Source organism: Naasia sp. SYSU D00057, from assembly GCF_017916505.1.
GTDB lineage: Bacteria > Actinomycetota > Actinomycetes > Actinomycetales > Microbacteriaceae > Naasia.
Genome location: NZ_JAFMSZ010000001.1, coordinates 1,137,355 through 1,157,580, shown reverse-complemented (window position 1 = coordinate 1,157,580; position 20,226 = coordinate 1,137,355). Strand labels below are relative to the sequence as shown.

Annotated in this window: 18 protein-coding genes; 13 read left to right on the top strand and 5 right to left on the bottom strand. The window is 73.1% G+C overall.

The genetic code is table 11. The features are described 5' to 3' along the window. The first annotated feature begins 104 nt into the window (after window positions 1–104). The 4 genes from mnmA (at window position 105) to J3P36_RS05515 (ending at window position 6,885) form a co-directional block, all read left to right on the top strand. On the top strand, window positions 105–1,211 hold the full coding sequence (gene mnmA / locus J3P36_RS05530) for a tRNA 2-thiouridine(34) synthase MnmA (RefSeq protein WP_210506215.1): 1,107 nt from the start codon (window positions 105–107) through the stop codon (window positions 1,209–1,211). Window positions 1,212–1,215: 4 nt separating this feature from the next. Next, on the top strand, window positions 1,216–3,528 hold the full coding sequence (ligA, locus tag J3P36_RS05525) for an NAD-dependent DNA ligase LigA (protein WP_210506214.1): 2,313 nt from the start codon (window positions 1,216–1,218) through the stop codon (window positions 3,526–3,528). 25 nt (window positions 3,529–3,553) lie between these two features. Continuing rightward, entirely contained in the window at window positions 3,554–5,278 is a 1,725-nt protein-coding gene (locus tag J3P36_RS05520; RefSeq protein ID WP_210506213.1) for an alkaline phosphatase family protein, read from the top strand. Window positions 5,279–5,547: 269 nt separating this feature from the next. Further along, on the top strand, window positions 5,548–6,885 hold the full coding sequence (locus tag J3P36_RS05515) for an alpha/beta hydrolase (RefSeq protein WP_210506212.1): 1,338 nt from the start codon (window positions 5,548–5,550) through the stop codon (window positions 6,883–6,885). Between the two features lie 90 nt (window positions 6,886–6,975). Here J3P36_RS05515 and J3P36_RS05510 read toward each other — a convergent pair whose 3' ends face one another. Then, window positions 6,976–8,016, bottom strand: a complete 1,041-nt coding sequence (locus tag J3P36_RS05510; protein WP_210506211.1) for an isopenicillin N synthase family oxygenase — start codon at window positions 8,014–8,016, stop codon at window positions 6,976–6,978. 91 nt (window positions 8,017–8,107) lie between these two features. Here J3P36_RS05510 and gatC point away from each other — a divergent pair, with 91 nt between their 5' ends. The 4 genes from gatC to J3P36_RS05490 all read left to right on the top strand — a co-directional run bounded on the left by gatC (window position 8,108) and on the right by J3P36_RS05490 (window position 12,955). Continuing rightward, on the top strand, window positions 8,108–8,419 hold the full coding sequence (gene gatC, locus J3P36_RS05505; protein WP_210506210.1) for an Asp-tRNA(Asn)/Glu-tRNA(Gln) amidotransferase subunit GatC: 312 nt from the start codon (window positions 8,108–8,110) through the stop codon (window positions 8,417–8,419). After that, on the top strand, window positions 8,419–10,011 hold the full coding sequence (gene gatA, locus J3P36_RS05500; protein ID WP_210506209.1) for an Asp-tRNA(Asn)/Glu-tRNA(Gln) amidotransferase subunit GatA: 1,593 nt from the start codon (window positions 8,419–8,421) through the stop codon (window positions 10,009–10,011). Before gatC ends, gatA begins: the two co-directional genes overlap by 1 nt. Then, entirely contained in the window at window positions 10,011–11,510 is a 1,500-nt protein-coding gene (gene gatB, locus J3P36_RS05495) for an Asp-tRNA(Asn)/Glu-tRNA(Gln) amidotransferase subunit GatB (RefSeq protein ID WP_210506208.1), read from the top strand. The genes gatA and gatB overlap by 1 nt, the downstream gene beginning before the upstream one ends. Before the next feature lie 128 nt (window positions 11,511–11,638). After that, the gene (locus J3P36_RS05490; protein WP_210506207.1) at window positions 11,639–12,955 is read left to right on the top strand and encodes an MFS transporter; all 1,317 of its coding nucleotides are present in this window, start codon (window positions 11,639–11,641) and stop codon (window positions 12,953–12,955) included. Window positions 12,956–12,962: 7 nt separating this feature from the next. On the opposite strand, the gene J3P36_RS05485 is transcribed toward J3P36_RS05490, so the two are convergent. Then, entirely contained in the window at window positions 12,963–13,592 is a 630-nt protein-coding gene (locus J3P36_RS05485; protein ID WP_307806957.1) for a TetR/AcrR family transcriptional regulator, read from the bottom strand. Window positions 13,593–13,673: 81 nt separating this feature from the next. Here J3P36_RS05485 and J3P36_RS05480 point away from each other — a divergent pair, with 81 nt between their 5' ends. From J3P36_RS05480 to J3P36_RS05470, 3 genes are all read left to right on the top strand, one after another. After that, window positions 13,674–14,060, top strand: a complete 387-nt coding sequence (locus J3P36_RS05480) for a VOC family protein (RefSeq protein ID WP_210506205.1) — start codon at window positions 13,674–13,676, stop codon at window positions 14,058–14,060. Between the two features lie 63 nt (window positions 14,061–14,123). Continuing rightward, a complete protein-coding gene (locus J3P36_RS05475) occupies window positions 14,124–15,578 on the top strand; it encodes an NAD(P)/FAD-dependent oxidoreductase (protein ID WP_210506204.1) in 1,455 nt (484 codons plus the stop codon). A gap of 4 nt (window positions 15,579–15,582) precedes the next feature. Next, window positions 15,583–16,020: an SRPBCC family protein gene (locus J3P36_RS05470; protein WP_210506203.1), complete on the top strand. Its 438-nt coding sequence runs from the start codon at window positions 15,583–15,585 to the stop codon at window positions 16,018–16,020. Window positions 16,021–16,068: 48 nt separating this feature from the next. On the opposite strand, the gene J3P36_RS05465 is transcribed toward J3P36_RS05470, so the two are convergent. Both J3P36_RS05465 and J3P36_RS05460 read right to left on the bottom strand, forming a co-directional pair. Continuing rightward, window positions 16,069–16,557, bottom strand: coding sequence for an FBP domain-containing protein (locus J3P36_RS05465; RefSeq protein WP_210506202.1), 489 nt, complete (start codon window positions 16,555–16,557; stop codon window positions 16,069–16,071). A gap of 11 nt (window positions 16,558–16,568) precedes the next feature. Further along, on the bottom strand, window positions 16,569–17,183 hold the full coding sequence (locus tag J3P36_RS05460; RefSeq protein ID WP_210506201.1) for a TMEM175 family protein: 615 nt from the start codon (window positions 17,181–17,183) through the stop codon (window positions 16,569–16,571). Between the two features lie 92 nt (window positions 17,184–17,275). Between J3P36_RS05460 and J3P36_RS05455 the strand changes: the two genes are divergently transcribed. Continuing rightward, the gene (locus J3P36_RS05455; protein WP_210506200.1) at window positions 17,276–18,805 is read left to right on the top strand and encodes a methyltransferase; all 1,530 of its coding nucleotides are present in this window, start codon (window positions 17,276–17,278) and stop codon (window positions 18,803–18,805) included. 157 nt (window positions 18,806–18,962) lie between these two features. On the opposite strand, the gene J3P36_RS05450 is transcribed toward J3P36_RS05455, so the two are convergent. Continuing rightward, window positions 18,963–19,211 carry a hypothetical protein gene (locus J3P36_RS05450; RefSeq protein ID WP_210506199.1) on the bottom strand — a complete coding sequence of 83 codons (249 nt, stop codon included), beginning with the start codon at window positions 19,209–19,211 and terminating at the stop codon, window positions 18,963–18,965. A gap of 136 nt (window positions 19,212–19,347) precedes the next feature. On the opposite strand from J3P36_RS05450, the gene J3P36_RS05445 reads away from it, so the two are divergent. Then, window positions 19,348–20,187, top strand: a complete 840-nt coding sequence (locus J3P36_RS05445) for a DUF3097 domain-containing protein (RefSeq protein WP_210506198.1) — start codon at window positions 19,348–19,350, stop codon at window positions 20,185–20,187. The last annotated feature ends 39 nt before the right edge of the window (window positions 20,188–20,226 follow it).

Genomic DNA, 20,226 nt, shown 5'->3' with positions numbered 1-20,226 from the left:
GAGAGTGGGCGGTCCCCCTGAACGGCGCGAAAGCTCCTGATCCGCGCAGATGGGGAGCCGACCCTCTCCTCGGCGGCTCAGCCGGCCCGATCTACACTCGAAGGATGCGTGTTCTGGCGGCGATGAGCGGCGGAGTCGACTCCGCGGTCGCCGCGGCGCGCGCCGTCGAGGCGGGCCACGACGTGGTCGGCGTGCACCTGGCGCTCAGCCGCATGCCCGGCACCCTCCGCACCGGCAGCCGCGGCTGCTGCACGATCGAGGACTCGATGGACGCCCGGCGCGCGGCCGACCTGCTCGGCATCCCCTTCTACGTGTGGGACTTCTCGGAGCGGTTCAAGCTCGACGTCGTCGACGACTTCGTCGCCGAGTACGCGGCGGGGCGCACGCCCAACCCGTGCATGCGCTGCAACGAGAGGATCAAGTTCGCGGCCCTGCTCGAGAAGGCCCTCGACCTCGGCTTCGACGCCGTCTGCACGGGCCACTACGCCTCGATCGTGACCGACGGGGACGGCAACCGGGAGCTGCACCGGGCATCGGACGAGGCGAAGGACCAGTCCTACGTGCTCGGCGTCCTCACCACCGAGCAGCTCGCGCACGCGCTGTTCCCGCTCGGCTCCACCCCCTCCAAGGCGGAGGTGCGCGCCGAGGCCGCCCGCCGCGGGCTCTCCGTCGCGGCCAAGCCGGACAGCCACGACATCTGCTTCATCTCGGACGGCGACACCCGCGGCTGGCTCGCCGAGCGCGTCGACCTCGAGCCGGGCGACATCGTCGACCGGGAGGGCGCGAGCCTCGGACGGCACGACGGCGCCCTGTCGTACACCGTCGGTCAGCGGAGGGGACTGCGGATCGGCACGCCCGCCCCCGACGGTCGGCCCCGCTTCGTGCTCGAGGTGCGCCCGAAGACCAACGAGGTCGTCGTGGGGCCGAAGGAGGCGCTCGCCGTCGCCGAGCTGGCGGGGCGCCGCTGGACCTGGGCGGGGAGGCTGCCGCTCGACCCCGGAGTGCCGTTCGCGTGCGACGTGCAGATCCGCGCGCACTCCGATCCGGAGCCGGCGACCGCGGTGGTCCGCGACGGCGAGCTCGTCATCACGCCCGACGCGCCGTTGACGGGCGTCGCCCCCGGGCAGACGGCGGTCGTCTACCTCGGCACCCGTGTGCTCGGGCAGTGCACGATCGATCGCACGGTGTCGGCGGTTCCTGCCAGAGTGTGAACCGATGAGCGACGAGACCGTCGAGGCACTGCCCGACACGCGCCCCGACCTGGAGGGCCCCGAGGACGAGGTCCGCCGCCTCACGTCGCGCATCCTCGAGCTCCGCGACGAGTACTACGAGAAGAACACGTCCACCGTCTCCGACGCCGACTACGACGCCATGGTGCGGCGCCTCGAGCAGCTCGAGGAGGAGCACCCCGAGCTGCGCCAGCAGGACAGCCCCACCCAGACCGTGGGCGGCCGCGCCGAGACGACGATGTTCGCGCCCGTCGAGCACGCCGAGCGCATGCTCAGCCTCGACAACGTGTTCAGCCGCTCCGAGCTCGAGGCCTGGGCCGCGCGCGTCGAGCGCGACGCGGGCAGCCGCCCCGTCCGCTACCTCACCGAGCTGAAGATCGACGGGCTCGCGATCAACCTCCGGTACGAGCGCGGCCGCCTGGTCACGGCCGCCACCCGCGGCGACGGCGTCGTGGGGGAGGACGTCACGCAGAACGTCCTGACGATGGGCGGCATCCCCGCGCAGCTGGCGGGCGCCGGGCATCCCGCCCTCGTCGAGGTGCGCGGCGAGATCTTCTTCCCGGTCGACTCGTTCGACGAGCTCAATGCCAAGCAGGCGGCCGCGGGGGAGCGCGTCTTCGCGAATCCGCGCAACGCCGCGAGCGGCTCGCTCCGGCAGAAGGAGGAGGGCAAGAGCCCCGAGCGCCTCGCGCTGATGCGCGACCGCCTGCGGCGGCTCCGCATGCTCGTGCACGGCATCGGCGCCTGGCCGGTGGGTGAGATCGAGCGCGAGACGCCGATCACCGCTCAGTCGGAGGTGTACGCGCTGCTCGCGGAGTGGGGGCTGCCGACGTCCTCGCACTACCGGGTGTTCGACGATCTCGACGGCGTGCTCGAGTACATCCGCCGGTACGGCGAGAACCGCGGCGGCGTCGAGCACCAGATCGACGGCGTCGTGGTGAAGGTCGACGACCTCGACCTGCATGTCGAGCTGGGCTCGACCAGCCGTGCACCGCGCTGGGCCATCGCCTACAAGTACCCGCCCGAGGAGGTGCGCACGAAGCTCCTCGACGTCGTCGTCTCGGTCGGCCGCACCGGGCGCGCCACCCCGTTCGCGGTGATGGCGCCCGCGCTCGTCGCCGGCTCGACCGTGCGGCAGGCCACGCTGCACAATCAGGACGTCGTCAAGGCGAAGGGTGTGCTCATCGGCGACACGGTCGTGCTCCGCAAGGCGGGCGACGTGATCCCCGAGGTCCTCGGCCCGGTGGTCGAGCTGCGGAACGGCACCGAGCGCGAGTTCGTCATGCCGCGCGAGTGCCCGGAGTGCGGCACCCCGCTCGCCCCGGCGAAGGAGGGCGACGCGGACCTGCGCTGCCCGAACACGCGGTCCTGCCCCGCCCAGCTGCGTGGCCGCGTGGAGCACATCGGCTCCCGCGGCGCGCTCGACATCGAAGGCTTGGGCGAGGTCGGCGCCGCCGCCCTCACGCAGCCGCTCTTCCCGCCGACGCCGCCCCTCGTCACCGAGGCGCGGCTCTTCGACATCACGATGGACGAGCTCCTGCCTATCGAGGTCATCGTCCGCGACGCCGAGACGGGACTGCCCAAGGAGGACGAGGACGGCCAGGTGCGCAGCCGCACGCCGTTCCAGCGGGTGGAGCTCGTCTATCCACCCGGCACCGAGGACCTCGACCCGGCCGAGCGCCGGCGGCGCCGCGTCAAGAAGAACCACCGCCTGGTCCTGCCGTCGGCCGCGGCCGAGACCCTGATCGCCAACCTCGAGAAGGCGAAGACGCAGCAGCTGTGGCGCATCCTCGTCGGCCTGTCGATCCGCCACGTCGGGCCGGTGGCCGCGCGGGCGCTGGCGGCCCACTTCGGCTCGATCGACGCGATGCGCGCCGCGAGCCGGGACGAGCTCGCCGCTGTCGAGGGCGTGGGGCCGATCATCGCCGACGCGCTGCTCGACTGGTTCGCCGTCGACTGGCACCAGGAGATCCTCGACCGGTGGGCCGCCGCGGGCGTGCAGCTCGCGACGCCCGGCCACCCGGGTCCCGGGGCGCGGGTCGTCGAGGGCGGAGTCCTGTCCGGCATCACCGTGGTGGCGACCGGCGCCCTGGAGGGCTTCAGCCGGGAGGGCGCCGTCGAGGCGATCCTCGCCGCCGGAGGCAAGGCCGCGTCGAGCGTCTCCAAGAAGACCGACTTCGTCGCCGCCGGACCGGGAGCGGGCTCCAAGCTGACGAAGGCCGAGCAGCTCGGCATCCCGATCCTCGACGCCGACGGCTTCCGGCGGCTGCTCGCGGAGGGGCCGGACGCCGTCCGCTGACCGGAGGCGGACCGAGGCCAGGACGATGCGCGGCGGACGGCGGAGCGACGGCGATCCGGCTCCGAGCCGCCGCGGCTTCCTGCAGGCGGCCGGCATCGGCGCCGCCGGGGTCGCGGCGGCCGCGGCCGCGTCGATCGCGGGACGAGGTGCGCCCGCCCCGGCACCGGAGCCCGCCACCACGGTGCCCCCACGTGCGGGCGGCCCCGGCTTCGACCACCTCGTGGTCCTCATGTTCGAGAACCGCTCGTTCGACAACATCTTCGGCTACCTCTACGCGGACGGCGCGCCGCCGGGCGGCGGCGGCTTCGACGGCCTGACTCCCGAGCACGCGAACCGGACCGCCGACGGGCGGGTGGTCCGCGCGCACCGCTACCGCGGCGGCACCGACGAGGTCATGTCCAGCCCGCGTCCCGACCCGGGCGAGGAGTACCCGCACGTCAACACCCAGCTGTTCGGCACGGTCGACCCGCCGGAGAACCGCGACCGGCGGGTGCCCGACATGAAGGCCCCCTTCAACGCGCCCGCGGACGACACCGCCGTCCCGCCGATGAGCGGCTTCGTCGAGGACTACATCGGCAGCTACCGGGCCGACCACTCCGGAGCGGAGCCGACCCCCGAGGAGTACGAGGTCGTCATGGGCGCCTTCGACCCCGCCATGCTTCCCGTCTTCTCGACCCTCGCGAAGAGCTTCGCGGTCTACGACGCCTGGCACTGCGCCGTGCCGTCGCAGACGTTCTGCAACCGGTCGTTCTTCCACGCGTCCACCTCGCACGGCTACGTGACGAACAGCGGCGACGGCGGCTACCGCAAGTGGTTCGACCCCGGCAACGCGGCGCCCACGATCTTCAACCGGCTCTCGGACGCCGGGCTCGACTGGGCGGTGTACTACGACGAGAAGCAGCTCGTCTCCATGACGGGCTTCATCCACGCCCCGGCGCTCGAGCAGTACTTCGGCACCAACTTCCGCACCATGAAGCGCTTCTACGAGGACGTCCGGAACGGGACGCTGCCGGCGTACAGCTTCGTCGAGCCGCGGATGATCTACGACCACAACGACATGCACCCGCCGGTCGGCCCGCTCACCCGCACCGACGTCGACGGGCGGGTGATCACCGGGGGAGCGGTGTCCGACGTGCGCGCCGGCGAGGCGCTGCTGCACTCGATCTACTCCGCGATCCGCGACAGCGCCAGCCCGTCGGGCTCGAACGCGGTCAACACGATGCTCCTCGTGACCTTCGACGAGCACGGCGGCACGTACGACCACGTGCCCCCGCCCGCCGCGGTGGCGCCGCCCCTGCCCGCCGACACCGAGATGGGCTTCCGGTTCGACCGCCTCGGGGTGCGGGTGCCGGCGATCGCGATCTCCGCCTACACGCCGAAGGGAGCCGTTCTCTCCGACCCGATGCACCACGGCTCCGTGATCAGCACGCTGTGCGCCAAGCACTCGCTGCCGCCGCTCACCCCGCGCGACGACGGGGCGCCGACACTCGACGGCGCGATCGCGCTCACGAAGCCCCGGGACCCGTCGACCTGGCCCTCGACGCTGCCGCAGTACGCTCCGCCCAATCCCGAGGACGACCCGCCCTTCGCAGACGGCGACGAGGACCGCCCGCTGAGCCCGCCGGGAGTAGGCCTCGTCGGGATGCTCATCGCTCGGTACGGCGCGCCGGGCGACACCGTCCCGGCCACCTACAAGGAGGCCTACGAGCTGCTCCAGAAGCGCGGCAAGGGCATCTTCGGCAGGGCCTGAGGTCCTGCGGGGACCGCGTCCGTCCTGCTTCCGCGCGCCCCACTAAGGGGGCGACAGATTCACCTTGAGGACCCCGTTGAAGGTTGATTCCGGGGAAGGGGCGCGGGGCCCGTTGCCTGGCCGTAACACGCGGGATTCGGGGGACTGTCAGGTGGCCTCCGCGCCTCCCTACTATGGGGGACACGCCCGTCCCCCGAGGGTTCCGAGCCCGCCGGCTGGTCGCGGGCGCCGTGTCGGGGGATGCGCAGGTTCCGTTGGGGGTGGGGTAGGTGCTCGGTCTGACCGCGCTCGCCCTCGTCCTCGCCGCCGCCGTCGGCCCCGGAGTGGCGCCGATCGCGGCGGCTCCCGAGGTGATCGCCGCGCCGGCAGGCCTTTCGTCGCACGGCCCGTTCGGCGGCCCCGTCCTCGACACCTCCGTCGCCGCATCGGTGCGTCCCGAGCAGCTGCTGCGCGGGGTCGGCGACCTCGCGCCCTCGGACCTCCGGCGCTTCGTCGCGGAGAACCCGTCGGCCATCCGGGAGCTGATCGCGGAGCCGCCCGCATCGCAGGAGGTCGCGTCCTGGTGGGCCGGCCTGTCGTCCCGGGACCGGGAGGAGCTCGCGCGCGACGCCCCCGAGCTGATCGGCAACCTCGACGGCGTGCCCTACGACGTGCGCGACCGCGCCAACCGCGCCCACCTCGGCGACGTCGAGGACGGGCTGCGCGAGCAGCTGACCTCCGGGGTCGGCAAGGGCGCCGCGGGCGCGATCGTCGAGCGGCTGCGCATGCTCGAGAAGATCGACGCGTCGCTCGAGACGACCGACGGGGGGCCCGCGCGGAGCCTCATCATGCTCGACACCGTCATGCCCGGGCGCGCGGCGGTCGCACTCGGCGATCTCGAGACAGCGGACTACGTGAGCTTCCTCGTGCCGGGCGCCCTCCTCTCGGTGCGCGAGCACATGACCGAGTGGACGAAGGTCACCGCGGACATCTACGACGAGCAGCTCGCCTGGGGCGAGCGGTTCGGAGACGACAGCACCGTCGCCACGGTGTCCTGGATCGGCTACCGCACGCCCGACGTGACGAACGTCGCGGGTCTCGAGCTCGCCGAGGAGGGCGCCTCCTTCATGTCCGGCACCGTCAACGGGCTGAAGACCCTGCGGAAGGCGGACGAGCCGTACATCTCGGTGTTCGCCCACTCCTACGGCGCGACGGCCGTGATGCTCGCCCTCGATCGCGGCGACATGTCGGTCGACGCGCTCGCGATGATCGGCTCGCCGGGCGGAGTCGCCGACAGCGCCGACGAGCTCGCCGTGCCCGAGGGGCGCGTGTGGGTGGGCGAGGCGGCCTGGGACCCGGTCGTCGACACCGCGTTCTTCGGGGTGGACCCCGGCTCGCCCGAGTTCGGTGCGAAGCCGATGAGCGTGTCCGGCTCGGTGGACCCGATGACCGGCGCCCTGCTCACCGCCTCGGTCGGCCACGACTGGTATCTGGAGCCGGGCACCGAGTCGCTGCGCAACCTCTCGCTGATCGGCATCGACAGGGGCGACTGGGTGACCGACGGCTCGTCCGGCGACTCGCAGAAGACGCTCGCCCTCGGCGCGGACGCCGACACCGCCACCCGCTGACCGGCCTCGCCGACTGCGCCCCGGAACACCGAATGCACCCTGGGCCCAGGGTGCATTCGGTGTTTCGGGTAGCGCTCGGTGAGCGCTCGGTCAGCCGGCGGCGACCACCCGGGCCGCCTCGCGCGTCGCCGCGGTGTTCGCCTTGCCCGCCCGGGAGCCGGCGAGCTTGGCGGCGATGTGCTCGCCGACCGTGATCGGCGCGTAGAGCGGCCCGCCGCCGCTCTCCGCCACGCAGGACGGCAGCGGCGCGATGACCGCGTCGTAGTCGCCGTCGTGGAAGAACGCCGCCGACCGGCGCCGCTCGATGGTGCCGTCGACGATCGGCGGCTTGACCCGGTGCAGCGTCGACATCCAGACCTCGTTGGTGAGCCGCGCCGTCACATCGCCGAGGTTGATCAGCAGCGCGCCCGGGTTCGGCTGCACGTCGTGCCACCGGCCGGACGTGTCGAGCACCTGCAGACCGGCGACCCGGTCCGCCCAGAGGACGGTGACGATGCCGTAGTCGGTGTGCTCGCCCATCCCGGTGAGGTCGCCGTCGAGCCGGACCGTCCCGGGCGGCAGCGCGTAGTTGTTCATCCGCATCACATCGAGGGAGTGGCCGGTCAGCCCGGTGAGCGTGCCCTCGGGAACGCCGAGCGCGTCCTCGAAGATCTCCACCATGGTCCGGGCGACCCGGCGCGCCTCCTCGTAGTAGGCGGTCACGGCCGGCTCGAAGGCGGGGACGGAGTCCGGCCACACGTTCTCGTTGTAGACGGCCTCCGGCAGGTCGAGCTCCGGGTACATCGACGAGCCGTCGCCGATGTTGAAGGCCTCGAAGAAGTCGTTCATCCGCGAGGCCGACTCGACGCCGAGGCTCAGCGACAGCGACTCGGTCTTCGGCGGCGCGTAGCCGCGGTTGACCTTCGGCGGCGTCCGGTACGCCTTCTTCGCCTCGAGCTCGAGCCCGAAGAACTCGTCGAGCGCCCCGGTGAAGGCGGTCAGCACGCCGTCGTCGATGCCGTGCCCGACGATCTGGATGAAGCCCACCTCCCGGCACGCCCGGTCGATCGCCGCCGCGACGGCGGCCTTCTCCTCGTCCGACCCGCCGCGCACGTAGGCCGTGATGTCCACTTCCGGTACTTCGAATCCCATGTCTCCTCCTTGCGCTCGACGGTAGGAGGCGGCTGTTTCGCGGGCGTTACCGTCGGAAGACGGTTCCCGCCCCCGGCCTAGGATTGAGGTCATGCCCGACGAGCCAACTCCCATCTCCGCCGAGCAGGTCCAGCACCTCGCGAACCTCGCCCGAATCGCCCTCACGCCGGCCGAGATCGAGCACCTCGCGGTCGAGCTCGGCTCGATCGTCGACAACGTCCGCAAGGTGACGGAGGTGGCGACGCCGGACGTCCCGGCCACGAGCCACCCGATCCCGCTGAGCAACGTCTTCCGCCCCGACGAGGTCGGCGACGTCCTCACGAACGAGGAGGCCCTGTCCGGCGCACCGGACGCCGCCGACGGCCGGTTCCGCGTCGCCGCGATCCTGGGGGAGGAGCAGTAGTGGATCTCACCCGGCTTCCCGCCTCCGAGCTCGCCGGCCTGCTGTCGACGGGCGAGGTCTCGTCCGTCGAGGCGACCCGCGCGTCCCTCGACCGCATCGCCGAGGCCGACGGCGACCTGCACGCGTTCCTGCACGTCGCGGGCGACGCGGCGATCGCCCGCGCGAGCGAGATCGACCAGCTGCGCCGCGACGGCCGCGAGCTGGGCCCACTCGCGGGCGTCCCGATCGCCATCAAGGACGTGCTCTGCACGAACGACATGCCGTCCACGGCGGCGTCGCGCATCCTCGAGGGCTGGATCCCGCCCTACGACGCGACGGTCGTCGCCCGGCTCCGGGCCGCCGGCATGGTGCCGCTCGGCAAGACCAACATGGACGAGTTCGCGATGGGCTCCTCCACCGAGCACTCCGCGTACGGCCCGACCCGCAACCCGTGGGCGCTCGACCGGATCCCCGGCGGCTCCGGCGGCGGGTCGGCGGCCGCGGTCGCCGCGTTCGAGGCCCCGGTCGCCCTCGGCAGCGACACCGGTGGCTCGATCCGCCAGCCCGCCGCCGTCACCGGCACGGTCGGCATGAAGCCCACCTACGGCGGCGTCTCCCGCTACGGCGCCATCGCGCTCGCCTCGTCGCTCGACCAGGTCGGCCCCGTGAGCCGCACCGTCCTCGACTCCGCGCTCGTGCACGACGTGATCGGCGGGCACGACCCGCATGACTCCACGTCGCTGCGCGACCCGTGGCCGTCCTTCGCCGAGGCGGCCCGTGCCGGCGCGGCGAGCGGCAGTCTCGCGGGCGTCCGCGTCGGCGTGGTCCGCGAGCTCGACAGCGAGGGCTTCCAGGCCGGCGTGCGGCAGCGGTTCGACGAGGCGCTCGCCCTGATGCAGAACGCGGGCGCCGAGATCGTCGAGATCAGCGCCCCGAACTTCGAGTACGCGATCGCCGCCTACTACCTGATCCTGCCCGCCGAGGCGTCGAGCAACCTCGCCAAGTACGACTCGGTGCGCTTCGGCCTGCGGGTGACCCCTGGGGAGACGGCGACCGTCGAGCAGGTGATGTCCGCGTCGCGCGGCGCGGGCTTCGGCCCCGAGGTGAAGCGCCGCATCATCCTCGGCACCTACGCCCTGTCCGCCGGCTACTACGACGCCTACTACGGCAGCGCACAGAAGGTGCGCACGCTCATCCAGCGGGACTTCGCCGCCGCGTTCGCGCAGGTCGATGTGCTCGTCTCGCCCGCGGCTCCCACGACGGCGTTCCGGCTGGGCGAGAAGCTCGACGACCCGCTCGCGATGTACCTCAACGACATCACGACGATCCCCGCCAACCTCGCGGGCGTGCCCGGCATGGGACTGCCCATCGGGCTCGCCCCGGAGGACGGCCTGCCCGTCGGCATCCAGCTGATGGCGCCCGCCCGCGAGGACGCCCGCCTCTACACCGTGGGCGCGACCCTCGAGGCGCTGCTGCACGAGAGCTGGGGAGGGCCGCTCCTCGACCGGCTCCCCGCCGACTTCGGCCGCAGCGCCGCCCGCGAGAGCGGACAGCCCGACCACCTCGTCCCGGCCCCCGGCCCGGGCACCGAACCCGACGGAGGAACCGCCTGATGGGCGCCGACAAGCTGCTGTCCTTCGAGGAGGCCATCGAGAAGTACGAGCCCGTGCTCGGCTTCGAGGTGCACGTCGAGCTGTCGACGAAGACGAAGATGTTCTCCGGCGCGCCGAACGAGTTCGGCGGCGCCCCGAACACCCACGTCGCGCCCGTCGACCTCGGCCTGCCCGGCTCGCTGCCGGTCGTCAACGAGCAGGCGGTCCGGTACGCGATCTCGCTCGGCCTCGCGCTCGGCTGCTCGATCGCGGAGTCGAGCCGGTTCGCGCGGAAGAACTACTTCTACCCGGACCTCGCGAAGAACTACCAGATCTCCCAGTACGACGAGCCGATCGCGTTCGAGGGCGAGGTCGAGGTCGAGCTCGACGACGGCACCCTCGTGCGCGTGCCGATCGAGCGGGCGCACATGGAGGAGGACGCCGGCAAGCTCACGCACGTGGGCGGTGCCACCGGCCGCATCCACGGCGCCGAGTACTCGCTCGTCGACTACAACCGAGCGGGTGTGCCGCTCGTCGAGATCGTCACGAAGCCGATCTTCGGCGCAGAGGACCGTGCGCCGGAGCTCGCCCGGGCGTACGTCGCCACCATCCGCGACATCGTCCGCTCGCTCGGCGTCTCCGAGGCGCGCATGGAGCGCGGCAACCTCCGCTGCGACGCCAACATCTCCCTGCGCCCCCGCGGCCAGGAGAAGCTCGGCACCCGCACCGAGACGAAGAACGTCAACAGCCTCCGCAGCGTCGAGCGCGCCATCCGGTACGAGATCCAGCGGCAGGCCGCGATCCTCGACGCCGGCGGCACGATCATCCAGGAGACCCGGCACTGGCACGAGGACACCGGGACGACGAGCCCCGGCCGCCCGAAGTCGGACGCCGACGACTACCGCTACTTCCCGGAGCCCGACCTGCTCCCGGTGATGCCGTCGAAGGAGCTGATTGCCGAGCTGCGCGCCGCGCTGCCCGAGTCGCCGGCCGCGTTCCGGCGCCGGCTGCAGGCGGAATACGGCTTCACGGACAGCGAGTTCCGCGACATCATCAACGCGAACCTCCTCGTGGAGATGGAGCAGACGGTCGCCGCCGGCGCGGCACCCGCGCAGGCCCGCAAGTGGTGGCTCGGCGAGATCCTGCGCATCGCCAACGCGCGCGGGGTCGAGGCCGGCACGCTCATCACGCCGCTGCACGTCAGCGAGCTCATCGCGCTCGTCGAGTCCGGGCAGCTCACCGACCGGCTCGGCCGGCAGGTGCTCGAGGGCGTCGTCGCGGGCGAGGGCTCGCCCGACGAGGTCGTCAAGGCCCGCGGACTCGCGGTCGTCTCGGACGACACGGCCCTCCTCGCCGCCATCGACGAGGCGCTGGCGTCCCAGCCCGACGTGCTCGACAAGATCCGTGACGGCAAGGTGCAGGCGGCCGGCGCGGTGATCGGCGCGGTCATGAAGGCGATGCGCGGTCAGGCGGACGCGGCCCGCGTGCGCGAGCTCGTGCTGGAGCGCGCCCAGGCCTGAGTGCGTCACGAGGCCCTCCCGGCCGATCCCCGGGGTGCGCCGGAGTAGGGCGGGGGCCCACTTCTCTGGCGTGGCGTCGGGGGCATCCGACAGGATTGTGGACGGCGTACACAACGGCGGGAGCGGACATGGCGGACGGACAGGCGCGGACGCGGCGGGAGCTGCCGCGCGCTCTGCGGCCCTTCCGGCTGCCGCAGTACCGGCTGCTGGTCGTCGCGCTCACCCTGTCGCTGCTCGGCGCCGGCATCTGGGTGGTCGCCCTCGTCTGGCAGGTCATCGAGCTCGGCGGGGGACCGTCCGAGCTGTCGGCGGTCGCCACCGCGAGTGCGGTCGGCATGCTGCTCACCGTCCTGGTGGCGGGCGCCCTCGCCGATCGGGTTCCGCAGAAGCGCCTGCTCGTCGCGGTCGAGGTTCTGAAGACGCTCGCGATCGGCGCCGCGGGCGTCCTCGCCGTGACCGGGAACCTCGAGCTGTGGCACCTGGTGGTGGCGTCCCTCTTCTTCGGCATCGCCGAGGGCATCGTCTACCCCGCGTACTCCGCCTGGCTGCCCGCGATCATCCCCGCCGACGACCTGCTCGCGGCGAACGGCGTCGAGGGCGTGCTGCGGCCGAGCATCATGCAGGCGGCCGGACCCGTGATCGCCGGCGCGATCATCGCCGTGTGGGCCCCGGGACCGGCGCTCCTCGTCATCGCGGCCGCGCAGGCCTGCGCGGCGGTGGTTCTCGCGCTCATGCGGGAGACGCCGGTGCGACGGGACGAGATCGCGCCGGGCAACCCGGTCACCTCGATGCTGAGGGACATCGGCGAGGGCTTCCGGTACATGGTGCGCACCCGCTGGCTGCTCGTCACCCTGCTGTACTTCTGCCTCCTCGTCCTCGTCGTGATGGGGCCGATCGAGGTGCTGCTGCCCTTCGCGGTCCGGGACCAGACGGGCGGCGGTGCGGGCTCGTTCGCGATCGTGCTCGCCGCGTTCGGCATCGGCGGAGCGGTCGGCTCACTGTTCGTGGCATCGCGCCGGCTGCCGCGCCGCTACCTCACCCTGATGAACCTGCTCTGGGGAGCGGGCTGCCTCCCGCTCGCCGCGGTCGGCTTCGTGAGCCAGGTGTGGCTGCTCGCCGTGCTGACGTTCGTCGTCGGCTTCACCTTCCAGGCGGGAGCGGTGATCTGGGGCACCCTCCTGCAGCGGCGGGTGCCGCCCGCGCTGCTCGGCCGCGTCTCCAGCCTCGACTTCTTCGTCTCCATCGCCCTCATGCCGATCTCGATGGCGCTCGCGGGGCCGGTCGGCGAGGAGATCGGCATCCCGGTCGCCTTCGTCGTCGCCGGGGTCGTGCCCACCGTGCTCGCGCTCGTCGCCGTGCTCGGCTTCGGCCTGCTCCGCGACGAGGTCGAGCATCCGCTCGATCGGGCACCCGATCCCGAGGAGGAGCCCGCAGGCAGGGTCTGACGGCCGGTCAGAGGCCGCGGTCGACCATGTCGAGCAGCCGCTCGCGCGCGCCCGCGATCAGCTCGTCGGTGAGACCCCGCAGCGGCCCGTCGAGCACGAGCGTCGCGAGCCCGTGGACCGCGGACCAGGCGAGGAACTCGCCGCCGGGGCGCCGCTCCGGAGCCAGCGCTCCCGCGGCGACCAGCTCGTCGAGCACGTCGGAGAGGATCTGGTACGGGCTCCGGCCCGCGCGGCCCGCCTTGGCGGGGGAGAAGGCCTGACTGAGGTCGCCCGGGACGAAGAACGCGGCGCGGAACAGCCCCGGCTGTTCCTGGGCGAAGCCGAGATAGCCCGTCCCCACGGCCCGCAGCCGCCGCCGGGCACGCGTGCCGGCGTCGGGCGGGTCGGGCGCGGCGGAGAGCTCGTCCTCCATCCGGTCGGCGACGAGACCCTGGGCCGTGTCCGAGACCGCGGCGAGCAGTGCCGCGCGGTCCGCGAAGTGCCGGTACGCCGCGTTCGGGGAGACGCCCGCCCGGCGGGTCGCCTCGCGGAGCACGACGGCGTCGGGGCCGCCGTCGCGGGCGAGGTCCATGCCGGCGGCGAGCAGGGCGGCACGGAGGTCGCCGTGGCGGTACGTCGCCCTCGGCTCAGCGCTCACGGCACCCTCTATCGAGCATTCCTCGACCATAGCCGCTCGGAGTGGCATTGTGGACGGCGTTCACATCGAAAGGGGGCGGCCATGTTCACGGAGGTCGCGGCGTTCAGCGGGTTCTCGTCGAATGCGATCGAGGAGTCAAAGCGGTTCTACGGCGACGTGCTCGGCTTGCGGGTGCAGGAGGAGATGGGCGGCCTGCGCCTGCTGCTCGGCGGCGGCGGCTCGGTGTTCGTCTACCCGAAGGAGAACCACGAGCCGGCCTCGTTCACGGTGCTCAACTTCCCGGTGCAGGACATCGACGCCGCCGTCGACGAGCTGCGCGCGAAGGGCGTCGAGACGAAGATCTACAGCGACGACGACTTCCCCTCGGATGAGAAGGGCATCGTCCGGGGAGCGCAGTTCGGCGGGCCCGACATCGCGTGGTTCCGGGATCCGGCGGGCAACGTGCTCTCGGTGCTGGCGGAGGGCTAGCGCACCGGCGGGAGCCGCGCCAGCCGGGGCCCGGCAGCGGGGCCGGCTGGCAGACTGGCTCCCGTGGCAGTCGACGCCGTCATCGTGGGGGCCGGGCCCAACGGCCTCGCCGCCGCGGTCACGCTCGCTCGCGCCGGCCTCGAGGTCGAGGTGCACGAGCGCGCCGACCGGATCGGCGGCGGCGCTCGCACCGAGGAGCTCACAGAGCCGGGGTATGTGCACGACACGTGCTCCGCGGTGCATCCGATGGCGTTCGCGTCCCCGTTCTTCTCCGCCTTCGGGCTCCGGGACCGGGTGGACTTCGTGACCCCGGAGGTCTCGTTCGCCCACCCGCTCGACGGCGGCCGGGCCGGCGTCGCCTACCACGACCTCGATCGGACGGTGGAGCAGCTCGGGCGCGACGGACCGGGCTGGCGCCGGCTGCTCGAGCCGCTCGTCGAGCACGCCCGGGCGGTGTCCGACTTCACCGGGGGAACGCTCGTCCGCATTCCGCGCCATCCGATCACGATGGCCCGGTTCGGCCTCGCGACGTTCGAGCAGGGCTCCCCGGCGTGGAACCTGCGCTGGCGGGAGGAGGAAGCGCCCTCGCTCCTGACCGGCGTCATGGCGCACGCGGTGCAGCCGCTGCCCTCTCTCGGTGCGGCCGCGGCGGGCCTGGCGCTCGCGGTGCAGGGGCATGCGCAGGGCTGGCCGATCCCCGTCGGCGGCAGCCGGCGCATCCCCGAGGCGCTCGCGGACGACCTGGTCGCACACGGCGGGCGGATCGTGCTCGAGCACGAGATCGAGTCGATCGGCGACCTGCCCGACGCGCGCGCCGTGCTCTTCGACACGAGCGCACGCGACATGAGCCGCATCGCCGGGCACCGCCTCCCCGAGGGCTACAAGGCGCGGCTCGCGAGGTTCCGCTACGGCAACGCGGTCGCGAAGGTCGACTTCGCGCTCTCCGGCCCGGTGCCATGGGCGAACCCGGAGGTCGCCCGCGCGGGGACCGTGCACCTCGGCGGCACGCGCGCCGAGATCGCGTACGCGGAGCGGGAGATCGCGGCCGGCCGGCACGCGGCCCGCCCGTACGTGCTCGTCTCGCAGCCGAGCCTCTTCGATCCCACCCGAGCTCCGGAGGGGCACGGCACGCTGTGGACCTACACGCACGTGCCGAAGGAGTCGAACGCCGACCAGACCGAGACGATCATCCGGCAGATCGAGCGCTTCGCGCCGGGGTTCCGCGACGTCATCGTGGGGTCGTTCTGCAGCACCGCGGTCGGGGTCGAGGCGCACGACCCCAACTACGTCGGCGGGGACATCGCGTCCGGCAGCGGCCACTTCTGGCAGCTGGTCGCCCGGCCGACGTTCTCACCCGACCCGTGGCGGACGCCAGGGCCGGGGATCTACCTCTGCTCGGCCTCGGCTGCCCCGGGGCCGGGAGTGCACGGGCAGGCCGGCTGGAACGCCGCTCTCTCCGCGCTCCGTCACGAGTTCGGCATCCGCCGGGCTCCCGAGCTCCAACCGACCGAAGGGTAGCCGGATGGCCGAGAACGTCCGCAGGATCGACGCGACCCCCGAGCAGGTGTTCGCCGTGCTCGCCGACGGCTGGCTCTACCCGAGCTGGGTGGTCGGCGCGTCGCGGATCCGGGGCGTGCACGAGACCTGGCCGGGGGAGGGTGCCGAGCTCCACCACTCGTTCGGCGTCTGGCCGGTCCTTCTCAACGACAAGACGGTGATGCTCGAGTGGGACCCGCCGCGCCGGGCGGTGCTCCGCGCACACGGCTGGCCGATCGGCGAGGCCCAGGTGACGATCGAGGTCAAGCCGAGCGGAACGGGGAGCCTCGTCCGGATCCTCGAGGACGCCGCCGAGGGCCCCGGGCGCCTCGTTCCCTCGCCGATCCGCCGGATCGGGCTGCACATCCGCAACCGGGAGACGCTCCAGCGCCTCGCCTACCTCGCGGAGGGCGGCGCGCGCTGACCACGGAGGGCCGCGCGGCGGATCCGGTCCGCCGACAGGGCGCGGGGCTCAGCCGGCGAGGACCGTGTCCGTGAACGCCCCCAGCCGCGTCTGCAGGGTGGCGATCCGCCGCTCGACGATCACGGCCGGGTCGGGCTGCATGTCGTAGGCGGGCGGCACGATCCGGATGGTCAGCGAGCAGGCGAGGTCGGAGCAGATGTAGGTGCCGACGGTGTTGCCGTCCCGGCCCGCCTCCCCGGCGCGCGGCGCGGAGAACAGCGCCACCTGGCCGGAGGGCCTCGGCGTCTGGCACAGCGAGCACATCGCGTTGCCGGCCTTCATCCGGTTGTCGGCGGCGCGCAGCACCAGGCCGACCGCCTCGCCGTCCCGCCACAGGACGATGTACGCGCGCTGCGGGGTGCGCGGATCGCGCCAGCCGAGGTACTCCCGCTCGTCCCAGAGCACCTCGTGGAGGCCGGGAAGCCCCATGCGCGCGCTGTCACTCGCGGTCGCGTTGACGAGCGAGTTGCGGATGTCCGATTCGGTGAGCGGCTGCATGCGGCCCCAGCCTAACCGCGCCGGAGGCGTCGGCGGACGATCGCCTCGACGGGTCCGCTGAGGAACAGCACGAAGAGGGCCCAGTAGTTGACGTGGGGGATCGTGACGCCGAGCACGAACGCGACGACGAACGCGATCGAGATGGACACGCTGCCGGCGACCGTGCGGTCCGAGACCCGGTTGTCCGGCGCCTCGATGCGGGAGTCCCGCCGGATGAGCAGGGTCATGACGGTGATCACGATGCTGCTCGCCGCCATGGTGCCGATGTAGAAGGCGACGGTCGCCCGGCTGGGCTCGATCTGCGCGGTGATCGAGGTCGGCAGGGGCAGCAGCACGATGGTGAACGCCCAGATCACGGTCAGCAGCACGAGCCGTGGCGTGTACGCGGCGACGTGCTCGAACAGCTGGTGGTGGGAGTACCAGAGGCGGGCGATCACGGCGAAGCTGATGACGAAGCCCATCAGGGCGCCGGCGTGGTCGTTGAGGAGCTCGCCGAGCGTCCCGCCCTCCGCCGCCACGTCGGGCACGAGGTCGACGAGGGGCAGGATCAGCAGGGTGATCGCGATCGCGGCGATCGCGTCCGTGAAGAAGACGAGCCGTTCGAGGCCCCGCGTCGTCGTCGCCATGGCCGACAGCCAACCACGGCCGCGGTGCCGGCCGCTCGGGCTCGGGACGGGGTGACGCGGACGCCCCCATTGCGGGCCGTAGCGTGAGAGGCATGACAGCGATCCCCGCCGGCGTCCTCGATCCTTCCGCCGCCCGGCCGCTCCGCGAGGACCTGGCGGCCGCCGGCTTCCGCAGCACCGCCGTCGCCGGCGTCCTGGGGTCCGCCGCCGAGGGGTCCCTGCGCCGTGGCTCGACCCTCGCCGCCGCACGCGTGCTCGCCCGGCCGGAGGCGCGGGCCGCGGGCGCCGTCGCCGACCTCACGGCCCTGTTCGTCGCGGGCCTGGCCGTTCCGGCTGACCGCCTCGCCGCAGCGCTGCCGCGACTCGGGGTCGAGGGCGCCGTCAGGGCGGGCCTCGTCGCGCTGGACGGCGACGCAGCGGTGCCCCGCGTGGAGCTGGCCCCGCACCAGTTCGTGGATCCGGACGGGGTCGGCGAGTGGTGGGTCGCCTCCGACCTCGGCGAGGCGGCGACCGGCGGACCGCTGCGGGCCGACCACGTGCTCGGCGTGGGCGGAGCCTCGCGCACCCTCGCCGGGCTGCAGCTGCCGCGCCGGGCGGAGTCGGTGCTCGACCTCGGCACCGGGAGCGGCATCCAGTTCCTCCGCGCCGCGCGCTACGGCCGAAGGCTGGTCGCCACGGACGTGTCCGAGCGAGCGCTCGCCTACGCGCGCTTCAACGCCGCTCTCAACGACGTCGACGTCGACCTGCGGGCCGGCAGCCTCTTCGAGCCGGTGACGGGGGAGCGGTTCGACCGCATCCTCTCCAACCCGCCGTTCGTCATCACGCCCCGCCGGCCCGGCGTGCCCGAGTACGAGTACCGCGACGGCGGACTGGAGGGCGATGCGCTCGTCGAGACCGTCGTCCGCGGCGTCGCGGGCCACCTCCTGCCGGGCGGCGTCGCGCAGCTGCTCGCGAACTGGGAGGACCGCGCCGGCGCCGACGGCCGGGACCGCGTGGCCGCGTGGGCGCTCGAGGAGGGACTCGACGCGTGGGTCGTCGAGCGCGAGGTGCAGGACCCCGTCCTCTACGCGGAGACCTGGATTCGCGACGGCGGCATCCGGCCCGGGACGCCCGAGTACGACCGGCTGCTCGCCGCGTGGCTCGACGACTTCGCCGCACGGGAGGTCCGCTCGGTCGGCTTCGGCTACGTGACGCTGCGGCGCCCGGAGCGGCGGCGCCCCTCCCGGCGGGTAGAGCGCGAGCAGGGCGGCGCGGGCGGGCTCGGCGGTCATCTCGCCGCCTGCCTCGAGGCGCAGGACTGGCTGGCCGCCACGGACGACGACGCGCTGCTCACGGCACGCCTCGTGGTGGCGGGCGACGTCACCGAGGAGCGGCACCACTGGCCGGGGGAGGAGCACCCGGCGGCGATCGAGCTGCGCCAGGGCGGCGGCTTCGCGCGGGTGGTCCCCGTCGACGCCGCGGCCGCGGGCCTCGTGGGCGCGTGCGACGGCGAGCTGACGGTCGGCGCGATCGTGGACGCGCTCGCCGACCTGCTCGAGTCCGACCCGGCCGAGCTGCGCGCGGAGCTGCTGCCCGTGGCGCGGGAGCTCGTCGCGACCGGTCTCCTGATGCCGGCCGCCTAGAGAGCGGCGCTCTCTGCCTTCAGCAGGCACTTCGCACGCTCAGCAGGCACTCCGGGCGCTCAGCAGGCGACACAGGGTCACTTCTGCCTGCCCGAGCCGTTCCGTTCCTGCTGAAGCGAGTTCGTCGGCGGCACGAGCCCCGGCTCGTCCGCCCCGGCTAGTCGGAGGCGTGCCCCGGGAAGGGCTTGCCGTTGAGGGAGAACTCGTCGTCCGACACGTCGACGTCGCCCTGGTCGTCGGGGCCGCCGGTGCCCGGAAGCAGGTTCACGGCGTCGGCGTCCACGTCCGGATCCTGCTGGGCGAGGCTGTCCTGCCCGCCGGGCGAGTTCCGGACCTCCTGCTCGCGCTCGGTGGCCGGGCTGTAGGCCCGATCCTTCTTCGTCTGCTGCTCGTCGCCGATCGACATGCCGTCAACGGTAGGCGCGGCGCCTGAGGGCCGGCAGGGGGTTGCGGTCGACGCGTCGCCCGCGCCGAGAGCGCCGTCATCCTCCATGGCGGCGTGCCAGGTCCGCCGCGCGCGCGGCGCTGGTTAGCCTCGACCGGTGGATTTCGACCGGTACGGACCCGACGTTCTGAAGACCGACTGGCGACGCCCGAAGACGGCGGCGCCCGCGATTGTGGAGGCGCAGGACGGTCTCGTCGTCGAGCTCCCCGACAGCGGCTTCGTCGGCGCCGTCGTCGGCGTCGAGGGCCGGATGGTGAAGCTCGAGGACCGCCGCGGCAAGGTGCGCGTGTTCCCGCTCGGTCCCGGCTTCCTGCTCGAGGGCAAGCCGGCCGTGCTCAAGGCGCCCGCGAAGCTCGCGAAGGCGGGCGGCAGGCTGATCAGCGCGTCCGGCTCCATCGCGGTGACCGACGCGAAGGCGCGCGTCGCTCGGGCGAGCCGCATCTTCGTCGAGGGCCGCCACGACGCGGAGCTCGTCGAGAAGGTGTGGGGCCACGACCTCCGTGTCGAGGGCGTCGTCGTCGAGTACCTCGAGGGCGTCGACCACCTGGAGGAGCTGCTCCGCGAGTTCAAGCCCGCGCCCGGCAAGCGCGTCGGGGTGCTCGTCGACCACCTCGTGGCCGGGTCGAAGGAGAGCCGGATCGCCGACGCGGTGCAGCGGGGACCGTACGGCGGGAACGTCCTCGTCGTCGGTCACCCCTACATCGACATCTGGCAGTCGGTGAAGCCCGCACGCCTCGGCATCAAGGCGTGGCCGAACATCCCCCGCGGCATCGAGTGGAAGCACGGAATCTGCCAGGCGCTCGGCTGGCCGCACGAGGACCAGGCGGACATCGCGCGGGCCTGGCAGCGGATCCTCTCCCGCGTCGACACCTACGCCGATCTGGAGCCGGAGCTGCTCGGCCGGGTCGAGCAGCTCATCGACTTCGTCACCGCCTGAGCGCAACCCCCTGACGCGGGCGCCCGGTGCGAGAAGGAT

Coding starts and splice junctions, on each gene's coding strand:
- J3P36_RS05450 (WP_210506199.1), bottom strand. CDS start 19,211: ATGTCGATCGGCGACGAGCAGCAGACGAAGAAGGATCGGGCCTACAGC.
- J3P36_RS05510 (WP_210506211.1), bottom strand. CDS start 8,016: ATGGGATTCGAAGTACCGGAAGTGGACATCACGGCCTACGTGCGCGGC.
- J3P36_RS05465 (WP_210506202.1), bottom strand. CDS start 16,557: ATGCAGCCGCTCACCGAATCGGACATCCGCAACTCGCTCGTCAACGCG.
- J3P36_RS05460 (WP_210506201.1), bottom strand. CDS start 17,183: ATGGCGACGACGACGCGGGGCCTCGAACGGCTCGTCTTCTTCACGGAC.
- gatB (WP_210506208.1), top strand. CDS start 10,011: ATGGGCGCCGACAAGCTGCTGTCCTTCGAGGAGGCCATCGAGAAGTAC.
- gatC (WP_210506210.1), top strand. CDS start 8,108: ATGCCCGACGAGCCAACTCCCATCTCCGCCGAGCAGGTCCAGCACCTC.
- mnmA (WP_210506215.1), top strand. CDS start 105: ATGCGTGTTCTGGCGGCGATGAGCGGCGGAGTCGACTCCGCGGTCGCC.
- J3P36_RS05470 (WP_210506203.1), top strand. CDS start 15,583: ATGGCCGAGAACGTCCGCAGGATCGACGCGACCCCCGAGCAGGTGTTC.
- J3P36_RS05520 (WP_210506213.1), top strand. CDS start 3,554: ATGCGCGGCGGACGGCGGAGCGACGGCGATCCGGCTCCGAGCCGCCGC.
- J3P36_RS05480 (WP_210506205.1), top strand. CDS start 13,674: ATGTTCACGGAGGTCGCGGCGTTCAGCGGGTTCTCGTCGAATGCGATC.
- J3P36_RS05455 (WP_210506200.1), top strand. CDS start 17,276: ATGACAGCGATCCCCGCCGGCGTCCTCGATCCTTCCGCCGCCCGGCCG.
- J3P36_RS05490 (WP_210506207.1), top strand. CDS start 11,639: ATGGCGGACGGACAGGCGCGGACGCGGCGGGAGCTGCCGCGCGCTCTG.
- ligA (WP_210506214.1), top strand. CDS start 1,216: ATGAGCGACGAGACCGTCGAGGCACTGCCCGACACGCGCCCCGACCTG.